General features: G+C 70.1%; 10 protein-coding genes. 7 read left to right on the top strand and 3 right to left on the bottom strand.

From position 1 onward, the window contains the following. Positions 1 to 211 precede the first annotated feature (211 nt). From C6N31_RS18230 to C6N31_RS18220, 3 genes are all read right to left on the bottom strand, one after another. Positions 212 to 919: a hypothetical protein gene (locus C6N31_RS18230; RefSeq protein ID WP_381586959.1), complete on the bottom strand. Its 708-nt coding sequence runs from the start codon at positions 917 to 919 to the stop codon at positions 212 to 214. Between the two features lie 132 nt (positions 920 to 1,051). Beyond that, positions 1,052 to 1,576 (bottom strand): SigE family RNA polymerase sigma factor, encoded by a 525-nt coding sequence (locus tag C6N31_RS18225; protein ID WP_198357845.1) that lies wholly within the window; start codon positions 1,574 to 1,576, stop codon positions 1,052 to 1,054. Between the two features lie 106 nt (positions 1,577 to 1,682). Next, positions 1,683 to 3,041 carry a pectate lyase family protein gene (locus tag C6N31_RS18220; protein WP_307811465.1) on the bottom strand — a complete coding sequence of 453 codons (1,359 nt, stop codon included), beginning with the start codon at positions 3,039 to 3,041 and terminating at the stop codon, positions 1,683 to 1,685. A 308-nt stretch (positions 3,042 to 3,349) separates the two neighbouring features. Between C6N31_RS18220 and araB the strand changes: the two genes are divergently transcribed. From araB to yjfF, 7 genes are all read left to right on the top strand, one after another. After that, positions 3,350 to 5,041, top strand: coding sequence for a ribulokinase (araB, locus tag C6N31_RS18215; protein WP_198357844.1), 1,692 nt, complete (start codon positions 3,350 to 3,352; stop codon positions 5,039 to 5,041). Positions 5,042 to 5,062: 21 nt separating this feature from the next. Then, the gene (locus C6N31_RS18210) at positions 5,063 to 5,764 is read left to right on the top strand and encodes an L-ribulose-5-phosphate 4-epimerase (protein WP_198357843.1); all 702 of its coding nucleotides are present in this window, start codon (positions 5,063 to 5,065) and stop codon (positions 5,762 to 5,764) included. Next, the gene (gene araA / locus C6N31_RS18205) at positions 5,761 to 7,266 is read left to right on the top strand and encodes an L-arabinose isomerase (RefSeq protein WP_198357842.1); all 1,506 of its coding nucleotides are present in this window, start codon (positions 5,761 to 5,763) and stop codon (positions 7,264 to 7,266) included. Before C6N31_RS18210 ends, araA begins: the two co-directional genes overlap by 4 nt. A gap of 79 nt (positions 7,267 to 7,345) precedes the next feature. Next, positions 7,346 to 8,374: an ABC transporter substrate-binding protein gene (locus C6N31_RS18200; RefSeq protein ID WP_164292538.1), complete on the top strand. Its 1,029-nt coding sequence runs from the start codon at positions 7,346 to 7,348 to the stop codon at positions 8,372 to 8,374. A gap of 98 nt (positions 8,375 to 8,472) precedes the next feature. After that, on the top strand, positions 8,473 to 10,002 hold the full coding sequence (locus C6N31_RS18195; RefSeq protein ID WP_138351581.1) for a sugar ABC transporter ATP-binding protein: 1,530 nt from the start codon (positions 8,473 to 8,475) through the stop codon (positions 10,000 to 10,002). After that, a complete protein-coding gene (locus tag C6N31_RS18190; RefSeq protein ID WP_198357841.1) occupies positions 10,002 to 11,129 on the top strand; it encodes an ABC transporter permease in 1,128 nt (375 codons plus the stop codon). The genes C6N31_RS18195 and C6N31_RS18190 overlap by 1 nt, the downstream gene beginning before the upstream one ends. Then, the gene (gene yjfF / locus C6N31_RS18185) at positions 11,126 to 12,136 is read left to right on the top strand and encodes a galactofuranose ABC transporter, permease protein YjfF (RefSeq protein WP_164292536.1); all 1,011 of its coding nucleotides are present in this window, start codon (positions 11,126 to 11,128) and stop codon (positions 12,134 to 12,136) included. The genes C6N31_RS18190 and yjfF overlap by 4 nt, the downstream gene beginning before the upstream one ends. Positions 12,137 to 12,179 lie beyond the last annotated feature (43 nt).

Raw genomic sequence — 12,179 nt, 5'->3', positions numbered from 1 at the left:
GGCGGCCGCCGCCTGTACGGCGCCCCGGCGCCGGCGGTGGCGTGTTGTGTGCTGAGTGGTTTTCGTGACCTCATCTACCTGGGGGCGGTTGGTGGTTGTCGCACCCACCAGTCACCACCGCAGGCGAAAAGGTTGCCGCGCCTTCTAAGGCGCGGATGCCGCCCCGAGGGCGGGCGTCCCGCCGACGGGCTCTCTTGCCTCCCGCTGCCGCTCAGGTGCTGCGGGCGAAGTCGCCCCAGACCGCGGGTTTCGCGTCCGACGTGCCGGCGTTCACCCGGTAGCTGTCGGCCCTGGCGTTCCGACCCCCCGCGGTGTGGTCGTACTGGCCGGCGAAGACGTGCTGTCCCGCGGGGACGGTTCTGCCCGCTCTGAGGGTCCAGCGGTAGATGAGCGCGTCGCCCTCCTCCCGTACGGAGAGGGTGAAGTCGGCGGCGGGCAGCGTCTGCCAGCTGCCGGCGCTGTGGACACCGCCGGTCTGGGCGATGCGGAGCTCCACGCTCAGCGCGGTGAGGGGCTTCCGCGCCTTGAGGGTGACGTTGCTCTGGGCCCAGAAGCTGTTGCTGTGGGGATCGACGGATCCGTCCGCCCACAGGGGTCCGTCCTCGGTGTGCGGACGGCTCGGCGGCGTTGCGGACGTGTGGCCGGGTCCGGGTGTGGTGGGCGGCGCCGATGGGCGGCCGGTCCCGGCGGGCGGCGGTGTGGTGGGGTCCTGCTGACCGGGGCCGGCGGCGTGCGGGGACGGGGAACCGGGTGCCAGCGTTGTCCCGGGGCCTGCGGCGGACTCCTGCCGCGGTTCATGACCGTGGACGACGGCACCGACGGCGAACCCTCCGACGGCCAGGGTCGCGGCGGTCGCGAGTGTGGTGAGCACGACCTTCGGCCAGGACTGGGCGATCCGGTTGCGGTGCCGTGCGGGCACCGGGAGAGTCGAAGTCGGCGGTATCGGTGGCGGACGAGGAGAGCATGCCGCGCTGAACGCGGGCGAGCATGCGCGCGCGATCCGGTTGATGGGCAGCGGCGGCCCGCCGCAGCTGGTTGCCTATGTCGTCCATCAGTTCCTCCTCCCCGCGAGTTCCTCGGCGGCCTGTCCGCTGAGGGTGCGTTCCAGCTCCGCCAGGCCCTTGGAGGTCTGGCTCTTCACCGTACCGACCGATATCCCCAGGGCGAGCGCGGTGTCCTTCTCCGAGAGGTCGAAGGCGTGCCGCAGCACCACGCACGCGCGTTTGCGGAAGGGGAGCCGGTCGAGCGCCGTGCGGACGTCCAGGACGGCCGCGACGTCCGGGTCCTCCGCACCGTCGCCGTGCCGGCTCCAGAACAACGCGACGCGGCGGCGCTCACGGACCGCGCCGCGGATGCGGTTGCGCGCCATGTTTGACACCACACCCCGGGCGTAGGCGACGGGGTGGTCGGCCTGTCGCACGCGGTCCCAGCGGTGCCAGAGCGCGGTCAGCGCGTCCGCGGCGAGGTCGTCCGCCGCGTCCGCCTCGCCCGTCAGGAGATGGGCGAGGCGGGCGAGCTCGGCGTAGTGGCGCTCGAAGAAGTCGTGGAACTCGGCAGATGCGTCCTCGAGAAGCATGTCCGTTGCGACCTCTCCAGGAATGTGAGCGTTCACATACAGGGAGGCAGCTTAGCAACCGCTGGTCGACGACGGGCCCCAGGGGTACGGGACGTCCGGTGCGGAGTCAGGAGGTGCCGCCTGCGGCGGTGAGGACGCCCGCGCCCGCCTTCTTGGCGAGTGCGGCGGGCAGCCCGGCGGCGGGCTCCAGGCCCGCCGTCAGCTTGGGTGTCCAGTTCACGGACGTCTTGATCTTCTTGGCGGAGTGCTCGGCGTTGTATGCGGCGACGAGGTCGGTCACGGTGCCGTTGACCAGGTTGCCGCTGCCCGCCACCGAGCCGGTCCCGTCCCCGCTGAGCAGTTGTGAGGCCTTCCGGTCGCCGGACAGGGCCCAGTAGTTGTTCTGGGCGACGACCTGGGCCTTGGCGCGTGCGTTGACGCTGTAGCCGTGGGTGTAGTTGTTGAGCGTCGCCGTGTCGTAGTAGTTGTCGTACAGGTGTATCTGGCCGACCCGGGCGAGCGGGGCGCGCTGGACGATGCCCTGGAAGACGTTGTGGTGGAGCGTCACCCGCAGCCTGGTGTCCTTGTCGCTGCTGCCGATGAGCATGGTCTTGTCGTGGTTGGCGAACCGGTTGTACTCGACGGTGACGAGGTCGGAGGCGTTGGTGATGTCCAGGGCGCCGTCGTGGACCTGGTACTCGCGCCCGAAGTAGGACGGGTTCGCCCTGTCGTAGTGCGGGCCGTCGCCGAAGGTGTTGTGGTCGGCCCACACGTGCGTGGAGCCGCGCACCGTGACCGCGTCGTACTGGGAGTTCCAGTTCCCGGTCGAGCCGTCGGTCGGGTCCCACTGGGGGAAGCAGTCACGAGTGTCGGTGAGGTTGAGGTTGCGGATGATGACGTTGTCCGCGTTCTTCACCTGGAGGCTGCCGCCGACGATCGCCGCACCCGAGCCGGGCACGCCGACGATCGTGGTGCGGGAGGGGACGGTCAGGACCACGCGCGCGGCCTGCCGGTCCTGCGCCGCGTCGCGTGCCGACTCCTGCTGGCCGGTGGGCAGTTTGCCGCGGCCCCAGGTCGCCGGGTCGTAGGCCTTGAGGTAGGCGCTGAGCGAGTAGCCGGTGCCGGCGGCGTAGTCCGCGCAGCCGAGGGTCTTGCCCGAGTCGTCGGTGTTGGCGTCGACGACGCCCTTGACCTGGATGATCCGTGGCGCGCCAATGGGGCCGGCCTTGAGAGCCTTGGCCAGTTGGGCCCTGGTGGAGACGGTGAAGGTGTGAGCGGTGTCGGCGGTCTGGCCGCCGGTGGTGCCCGAGCCGGTGGCGGCCCAGCCGTCGTCGGCGGGCAGGGCCGCATGCGCGAGGTCGACGGCGGCGGCGCCGGCGCCCGTGGTCAGGGGCACGACGGCGAGGCCGGCGGCCGCCAGGGAGGCGACGCCGATCAGTGCCATCAGGCGTCGGGACGGCTTGCGGCGGTGCAAGGGGGCAGACACGTGAAGTCGTTCCTCCGGTGCGAAGTGAGGGTTCGGCTCTTCAGTTGCCACGGCTGCCCGGAAGGTTGCCGCCGATCAGGAGATTTCTTCGCCGGAGATGCCCGATGGCTGAACCGGAGCCGTCGCGGAACCCCGGCCGTTGTCGATTTGTGACCAGCGCGGAGCATTGACGCCACCTCTTGTTAACGCTCACACTCTGGGGGTCGGTAACCTCGGTGCAACATTCCGGGGTGGTCGGCTGCGCGTCGGAGACCAGCCCCACTCGTTGTACCCCACGGCTCCACCATCTTGAACGGAAAGCGCGACCCATGAGTGTTAACGCTAACAATTCCTCTCGGCCCGGCTATGTCCTGGGGATCGACTACGGCACGCTCTCCGGCCGCGCCGTCGTCGTCCGCGTCTCGGACGGTGCCGAAGTCGGCAGCGCCGTCCATGCGTACGCACACGCGGTGATCGACGACCGGTTGCCCGGTACCGACGCCCCGCTTCCACCGGACTGGGCGCTCCAGCATCCCGAGGACTGGCTGGACGTGATCCGGCGAGCCGTCCCCGAGGCCATCGCCGCCGCCGGGATCGACCCCGCCACGGTGATCGGCATCGGCACCGACTTCACGGCCTCCACCTGCCTTCCCACCAGCGCCGACGGCACCCCGCTCTGCCTCCGTCCGGAGCTGGGATCCCGGCCGCACGCCTGGCCGAAGCTATGGAAGCACCATGCGGCCCAGCCCCAGGCCGACCGGATCACCGCGCTGGCCCATGAGCGCGGTGAGGACTGGATCGCCCGTTACGGCGGTCTGATCTCCTCCGAGTGGCAGTATGCCAAGGCCCTCCAGGTGCTGGAGGAGGACCCGGACACCTACGGACGCACGGACCGCTGGATCGAGGCGGCGGACTGGATCGTCTGGCAGCTCACCGGCGTCGAGACCCGCAACACCTGTACGGCCGGATACAAGGGGATCCACCAGAACGGTGGCTACCCGTCGACCGGGTACCTGGCCGCTCTCAACCCCGGCTTCGCGGACTTCGCGCGGACCAGGCTGGAGCACCCGCTCTCCCCGCTGGGCGGCCGGGCCGGCGGCCTGACGGCCCGGGCCGCCGCCTGGACGGGACTGCCCGAAGGCATCGCCGTCGCGGTCGGCAACGTGGACGCCCATGTCACCGCCCCGGCGGCACGGTCGGCCGGACCCGGCGAGCTGCTCGCCGTCATGGGCACCTCCACCTGCCACATCCTCAACGGCGAGCAGGTGGCCGAGGTCCCCGGCATGTGCGGGGTGGTCGACGGGGGAGTGGTCGACGGGCTGTGGGGTTACGAAGCCGGGCAGAGCGGCGTCGGCGACATCTTCGGTTGGTACGTCGAGCACGGTGTCCCGCCCGTCTTCCACGAACAGGCCGTCGCCGAGGACATCAGCGTGCACGAGCTGCTGACCCGGCTGGCCGCCGGTCAACCGGTCGGCGGGCACGGCCTGGTGGCGCTCGACTGGTGGAACGGCAACCGCTCGGTGCTGGTCGACCACCGGCTCTCCGGAGTGCTGGTCGGTGCCACGCTGGCCACCCGGCCGCCGGACATCTACCGCGCGCTGCTCGAGTCGACCGCCTTCGGCACCCGGGTCATCGTCGAGGCCTTCGAGAAGTCCGGCGTCCCCGTCACCCGCTTCACGGTGGCCGGAGGCCTCACCAGGAACGCGCTGCTGATGCAGATCTACGCGGACGTGCTGCGCCGTCCGCTGAGCGTCGCCGCCTCCGAACAGGCGCCGGCGCTGGGCTCCGCCATCCACGCGGCGGTGGCGGCCGGGGCGTACGAGAACGTGCCGGCCGCGGCCGAGGCGATGGGGCGGGTGCACCGTGACCGGTACCTCCCGGACGCGGCCCGTGCCGACGCGTACGACCGGCTGTTCGCCGAGTACCGCGCCCTGCACGACCTGCTCGGCGGCGAGCACAGGGGCGTGCTGCACCGACTGCGCGAGTTGCGCAACGAGACCAGCACCTCTGTCGCCAACTGACCCGTACGGAAGGCCGCCATCATGACCGACCCCACGATCGACCCCGCGATCCAGCTGATTCGCCAGCAGGTCAGTGATCTGCACCAGGAACTCGTCCGCTACCAGCTCGTGGTGTGGACGGCGGGCAACGTCTCGGCCCGCGTACCGGGCCACGACCTGATGGTCATCAAGCCCAGCGGTGTCTCCTACGACGACCTGACGCCCGAGAACATGATCGTCTGCGATCTGTACGGCAAGGTCGTCGAAGGTACGCACAACCCGTCCTCGGACACCGCCGCCCACGCCTACGTCTACCGCAACATGCCCGAGGTGGGGGGCGTGGTGCACACGCACTCCACGTACGCCACCGGCTGGGCGGCCCGCGGTGAGGCGGTGCCCTGCGTCGTCACCGCGATGGCGGACGAGTTCGGCGCGGAGATACCCGTCGGCCCGTTCGCGCTGATCGGCGACGACTCGATCGGCCAGGGCATCGTCGCCACCCTCAAGGGCCACCGATCGCCCGCCGTGCTGATGCAGAGCCACGGCGTGTTCACCATCGGCAAGGACGCGAAGGCAGCCGTCAAGGCGGCCGTGATGTGCGAGGACGTGGCCCGCACCGTTCACATCTCCCGACAGCTCGGGGAACCGGTGGGCATCGCCGCACCGGACATCGACTCGCTCTACGACCGCTATCAGAACGTATACGGCCAGCAGCCCGCCGGCCGCGAAGGAGTCCAGGAATGAAGTCGCTCGAAGGCCGCGAAGTCTGGTTCCTCACCGGAAGCCAGGGACTCTACGGGCAGGACACCCTCCGGCAGGTCGCCGAACAGTCCCAGCAGATCGCCGAGGCACTCAACGACGGCCCGGACATCGCGGTCCGGGTGGTGTGGCTGCCTGTACTCACCGACGCGGAAGCGATCCGGCGGGTCTGCCTCGACGCCAACGCCGCCGACGACTGCGTCGGGGTGGTCGCCTGGATGCACACGTTCTCCCCGGCCAAGATGTGGATCGCCGGCCTCGACGCCCTCCGCAAGCCGATGCTGCACCTGCACACCCAGGCCAACAGGGCGCTGCCGTGGGGCTCCATCGACATGGACTTCATGAACCTCAACCAAGCGGCGCACGGGGACCGTGAGTTCGGGTACATCCAGTCCCGTCTCGGGGTGGCCCGCAAGACGGTCGCCGGGCACGTCAGCGACCCGTCGGTGGCCCTGCGGATCGGGTCCTGGGCCCGTGCCGCGGTCGGTCATGCGGCGCTGCGCAGCCTGCGGGTGGCACGGTTCGGCGACAACATGCGGGACGTCGCGGTCACCGAGGGCGACAAGGTCGAGGCGCAGCTGCGGTTCGGCGTCTCGGTCAACACCTACGGCGTCAACGACCTGGTCGACGTGGTCGACGCGGTGACCGACGCTGATGTCACCGAGCTGACCAAGGAGTACCAGGAGACCTACCGGGTCGCGCCGGAGCTGCGCTCAGGAGCGGAGCGGCACGACGCGCTGCGGTACGCGGCGCGGATCGAACTCGGCATGCGCGAGTTCCTCACCGACGGCGGTTTCCAGGCGTTCACCACCAACTTCGAGGACCTCGGAGGGCTGCGCCAGCTGCCCGGTCTGGCCGTGCAGCGCCTGATGGCGGACGGCTATGGCTTCGGCGGCGAGGGGGACTGGAAGACCGCGGCGCTGCTGCGCACGCTGAAGGCGATGTCCGCCGGTCTGCCCGGAGGGACCTCGTTCATGGAGGACTACACGTACCACCTGGAGGCGGGGCAGGAGGTCATCCTCGGCGCGCACATGCTCGAGGTCTGTCCGTCGATCGCCGCCGAGGTCCCCTCGTGCGAGATCCATCCCTTGGGCATCGGCGGCCGGGAGGACCCGGTCCGGCTGGTCTTCGAAGCCGCCCCGGGCCCGGCGGTGGTCGTCGGCCTCGCCGACATGGGGGCCCGGTTCCGGCTGGTCGCCAACGAGATCGACGTGGTCACCGCCGCCGAGCCGCTGCCGAATCTCCCCGTGGCGCACGCGGTGTGGAAGCCGCAGCCCGACCTGCGGACCTCGACCGAGGCGTGGCTCACGGCCGGCGGCCCGCACCACACCGTGCTCTCCAGCGCCGTCGGCACGGAGGAGCTCGAGGACTTTTCGGAGATGGCCGGAGCGGAACTCCTGGTCATCGACGCGGAGACCACGATCCGCCAGTTCACCAAGGAGATCCGCTGGAACCAGGCGTACCACCGTCTGGCGCGAGGTTTCTGAGCGGCTTCGGCCGACATCGCAGGCGTACCACCCAGGTCATACATCGCAGGGTTTTTCCCGCCTCAAAGGAGAGTGCACGATGTCCCTCACTGCCACCACCCCAGCAAGACCCCGTACGCGCAAGACCGCCGCGACCCTTCTGGCCGTCGCGCTGTGCATGTCCCTCGCCGCCTGCGGCGGGGCGGGCAAGAAGGCACCCGCCGGCAGCGGCACGGACGCGAACGGCGCCAAGAAGCTGGTCTTCGGATTCTCCCAGGTCGGATCCGAGAGCGGCTGGCGTGCCGCCAACACCAAGTCCATCCAGGACGCGGCGAAGGCCGCCGGCTTCGAGCTCAAGTTCTCCGACGCGCAGCAGAAGCAGGAGAACCAGATCGCCGCGATCCGCACCTTCATCCAGCAGAAGGTGGACGTCATCGGCTTCTCACCGGTGGTCGTCACGGGCTGGGACACCGTACTGAAGGAAGCCAAGGCCGCCGGCATCCCGGTGATACTCACCGACCGGGCGATCGACACCCAGGACAAGACCCTCTACAAGACCTTCATCGGGTCGGATTTCGTCAAGGAGGGGACCGCCGCCGGCCAGTGGCTGGTCGACGCGGAGAAGAGCGGGACCGGCACGGTGAACATAGCGGAGCTCGAAGGCACCACCGGCTCCGCCCCGGCGATCGACCGCAAGAAGGGGTTCGAGGACCTGGTCCTGAAGGACCCCCGGTTCAAGCTGGTCGCGGACCAGACCGGTGACTTCACCCGGGCCAAGGGCAAGGAGGTCATGACGGCCTTCCTGAAGGCGCACAAGGACATCAACATCCTCTTCGCGCACAACGACGACATGGCGATGGGCGCCATCCAGGCGATCGAGGAGGCGGGTCTCAAGCCCGGCAAGGACATCCGCATCGTCTCGATCGACGGGGTCAAGGACGCCTTCCAGGCGATGGTCGACGGCAAGATCGAGGTCGTCGTCGAGTGCAATCCGCTGATCGGCCCGCAGGTCATGGATCTCGTGCGGAAGCTCAAGGACAAGGCCGAGGTGCCGGCCCGGGTCGAGTCCAAGGAAGGCGTCTTCACCAAGGACAAGGCAGCTGCCGAACTCCCCAACCGCCAGTACTGATCTGCCAGTACTGCTCCGGCGATCCGGGACGGGGGCGCCCCAGGCGGGCGCCCCGGACCCGGCCGGAGCCGACCAGCGGCCCGAGGAGAGGAGCTCCCATGTCGACGCCGCAGCTCAACCCCGCTCAACCCGTCCTCCGGATGACCGGCATCACCAAGGAGTTCGCCGGCGTCCGGGCCCTTTCCGGAGTCGGCCTCGACCTGTATCCCGGTGAGGTGCACGCCCTGATGGGCGAGAACGGCGCCGGGAAGTCCACCCTCATCAAGGTGCTGACCGGAGTGCACGAGGCCGAAGCCGGGACCGTCACGCTGGACGGTGTCCCGGTCCGGTTCGCCGGGCCGCTACAGGCGCAGCAGGCCGGGATCAGCACCGTGTACCAGGAGGTCAACCTCTGCCCCAACCTGTCGGTCGCGGAGAACATCTTCCTCGGCCGCGAGCCCCGCAGGCTCGGCCGCATCATGTGGTCGGAACTGCGCCGGCGGGCCCGTGACCTGCTGTCCGGGCTCGACCTGGAGATCGACGTCCGCGCACCGCTGGACACCCTCCCGCTCGCCCTGCAGCAGATGGTCGCCATCGCCCGCGCCGTGGACATCCGGGCGAAGGTGCTGATCCTCGACGAACCCACCTCCAGCCTGGACCGCGAGGAGGTGGCCCAGCTGTTCACGGTGATCCGCCGGCTGCGCGGCGAGGGCGTGGCGATCCTGTTCGTGACGCACTTCCTGGACCAGGTCTACGACGTCTCCGACCGGATCACCGTGCTGCGTGACGGCCGTCTCGTCGGTGAGTACCGCACCGCGCGCCTGCCGCAGATCGAGCTGGTGTCGGCGATGCTCGGGCAGGAACTCGGTGAACTCACCGACCGGGGACGGGGCGACCGCGAGCGCCCGGCCGGGACCCCGTTCGCCGAGGCGCACGGACTCGGACGTAAGGGCGCCATCGCTCCGTTCGACCTCGCTGTGCGCCCGGGGGAGGTACTGGGCCTGGCCGGGCTGCTCGGCGCGGGGCGCTCGGAGACCGCCCGGCTGCTGGCCGGCGCGGACCGCGCCGACACCGGGAGGCTCACCGTCGACGGCCGGACCGCCACCCTGCGCAGCCCGCGCGCCGCCAGCCGGCGGGGCATCGCGTTCTGTTCGGAGAACCGCAGGCGCGAGGGCATCATCCCCGATCTGACGGTCCGGGAGAACATCGTCCTGGCCCTGCAGGCCGCCCGCGGCTGGGTCAGAGCGCTCCCCGCCCGCCGGACGGAGGAGCTGGTAACGCACTGGATATCGGCGCTGCACATCCACCCGGCCGACCCGGAGGCGGTCGTCCGCAATCTGAGCGGCGGCAATCAGCAGAAGGTGCTGCTCGCCCGCTGGCTGATCACCGAACCGAAACTGCTGATCCTCGACGAACCGACCCGGGGCATCGACATCGGTGCCAAGGCAGAGATCCAGCGCCTGGTGGCCTCACTCGCGGCGGACGGCATGGCGGTCGTCTATGTCTCCGCCGAACTCGAAGAGGTGCTGAGCCTGTCCGACACCGTCGCGGTTCTGCGCGACCGCGAGCTCGTGGCGACCCTGCCCAACACCGCCGAACTCACCCTGGACCGGCTGATGGAGACCATCGCGACCGGAGGGACCCACTGATGCCGCCCACCGTCGCCAGGCTGGCCGGCCACCGGCTGTTCTGGCCTCTCGCGCTGCTGGCCGCCCTGCTGGTGACCAACGTCGCCTATACCCCCGACTTCTTCTCGATCCAGATCCGTGACGGCCATCTCTTCGGCAGTCTTGTCGACATCCTGCGGCTCGGCTCCCCGCTGCTGCTGGTCGCCCTCGGCATGACCCTGGTCATCGCCATCGGCGGGATCGACCTGTCGGTCGGCGCGGTCGTCGCCATCTCCGGCGCCGTCGCCTGCCTGAACATCAGCGACCTCGCCGACCAGCAGAGTGTGGGTGGTGTCGTCGTCGCAGTACTGCTGGCGCTCGGCGTGTGCGTCGCTCTGGGGGTGTGGAACGGCGTGCTGGTCGCCGGGATCGGCATGCAGCCGATCATCGCCACCCTGATCCTGATGGTGGCGGGGCGCGGCGTCGCACAGATGATCACCAGCGGCCGGATCGTCACCGTCAACAGCGAGCCCTACCACCTGATCGGGGGCGGGTACGAACTCGGTCTCCCCCTCTCCGTGGTGATCGCCGCGGCGGTGCTCGTACTGACCGGCCTCGTCGTCCGGCGCACCGCACTCGGGCTGCTGCTCGAATCGGTCGGCGGAAACCGGGAGGCCAGCCGGCTGGTCGGCATCCGGGCCCGGGGCCTCACGATCGCGGTCTACGCGTTCTGTGCGCTGTGCGCGGCCGGCGCCGGACTGATGGTCAGCTCCAACGTGGCCGCCGCCGACGGGAACAACGCGGGCCTGTGGATCGAGCTCGACGCGATCCTCGCCGTGGTCATCGGCGGGACCTCACTCACCGGGGGCCGTTTCCACCTCGGCGGGACCGCCATCGGCGCCCTCGTCATCCAGACGCTCTCCACCACGGTCTACACCGTCGGCGTGCCGCCCGAGTCGACGCTGGTGTTCAAGGCGCTGGTCGTCATGGCGGTCTGTCTGCTGCAGTCCCCGGCGTTCCGCGCCAAGGTGCTGTCGCGCAAACTGCCCCGCCGCTCGGACACGGGCGTCGGCGCACCCGCGGCCGGCACCGCGACGAGCACCGGCAGCTCCCGGAGCAGCACACCGGCTAGCGCCGCCCAGAGCCCGAAGGAGGCGACCACCCTATGAGTACGACCCAGCCCCGCGCCGCCGCCGGCCGCGGCGTCCGCACCTTTCTGGCCCAGCACCGCGACTACGTCCCGGTCATGGCCACCGCTGTCCTGTTCGCGCTGACCCTCGAAGCGGGCAACTACCGCTACCTGGACTTCCTGGCCGGCCAGACCATCGCCAACCTCTTCGTGGACAACGCGTTCCTGCTGGTCATCGCCGTCGGCATGACGTTCGTGATCCTCACCGGCGGCATCGATCTCTCGGTCGGAGCCGTCGCCGCGCTCTCCACGATGCTGTGCGCCACGCTCGTCGAGCAGCACGGATGGCCGCCGGCCCTGGTCATCCCGCTGGTCCTGGCGGCCGGCGGCCTGATCGGTGGCGCCATGGGCTACGCCATCCACCACTTCGAGGTGCAGCCCTTCATCGCGACACTGGCCGGGATGTTCTTCGCCCGGGGCCTGTGCTACCTGATCAGCACCAACGCGATCCCGATCGACGACCCGGTCTTCACCACCCTGGCGCAGTCCCATGTCACCTTCCCCGGCGGCGTGTTCATCTCCTGGTCGGTGGTCATCGCGCTGGCCGTCGTCGCCGTCGCGTTCCTGACGCTGCACTACACGGGGTTCGGCCGCGCGGTGTACGCGGTCGGCGGCAACGCCCAGTCGGCGCTGCTGATGGGGGTCCCGGTCGGCCGGACGGTGATCCGCGCCTACACCGTCAGCGGGCTGTGCTCGGCCCTGGGCGGAGTGCTGTTCACGCTCTACACGCTGTCCGGGTACAGCCTGCACCTGGTCGGGACGGAGCTCGACGCGATCGCCGCCGTGGTGATCGGCGGGACGATCCTGGCCGGCGGCTCCGGCTACGTCCTGGGCACCCTGCTGGGCGTCCTCGTCCTCGGCGTCATCAAGACCATCATCACCTTCGAAGGCACGCTCAGCTCCTGGTGGACGAAGATCGCGGTCGGCACGCTGCTGTTCGCCTTCGTCCTGCTGCAGCGCCTGATGACGTCCCGCCGACGCGCCTGACATTTCGTCAGCGCGCTTGAGCGGCCGGACGACGAGTGGCCGC

Origin of the sequence: Streptomyces fildesensis (genome assembly GCF_016107395.1) — a bacterium.
Taxonomy (GTDB): Bacteria; Actinomycetota; Actinomycetes; order Streptomycetales; family Streptomycetaceae; genus Actinacidiphila; species Actinacidiphila fildesensis.
The sequence above is the reverse complement of the archived record's forward strand: the minus strand, read 5'-3'. Positions and strand labels throughout refer to the sequence as shown.

What these genes read in the sequence shown, in the direction of transcription:
- C6N31_RS18225 (WP_198357845.1), bottom strand. Translation starts at nt 1,576, where the DNA reads ATGCTTCTCGAGGACGCATCTGCCGAGTTCCACGACTTCTTCGAGCGC.
- araB (WP_198357844.1), top strand. Translation starts at nt 3,350, where the DNA reads ATGAGTGTTAACGCTAACAATTCCTCTCGGCCCGGCTATGTCCTGGGG.
- C6N31_RS18210 (WP_198357843.1), top strand. Translation starts at nt 5,063, where the DNA reads ATGACCGACCCCACGATCGACCCCGCGATCCAGCTGATTCGCCAGCAG.
- araA (WP_198357842.1), top strand. Translation starts at nt 5,761, where the DNA reads ATGAAGTCGCTCGAAGGCCGCGAAGTCTGGTTCCTCACCGGAAGCCAG.
- C6N31_RS18200 (WP_164292538.1), top strand. Translation starts at nt 7,346, where the DNA reads ATGTCCCTCACTGCCACCACCCCAGCAAGACCCCGTACGCGCAAGACC.
- C6N31_RS18195 (WP_138351581.1), top strand. Translation starts at nt 8,473, where the DNA reads ATGTCGACGCCGCAGCTCAACCCCGCTCAACCCGTCCTCCGGATGACC.
- C6N31_RS18190 (WP_198357841.1), top strand. Translation starts at nt 10,002, where the DNA reads ATGCCGCCCACCGTCGCCAGGCTGGCCGGCCACCGGCTGTTCTGGCCT.
- yjfF (WP_164292536.1), top strand. Translation starts at nt 11,126, where the DNA reads ATGAGTACGACCCAGCCCCGCGCCGCCGCCGGCCGCGGCGTCCGCACC.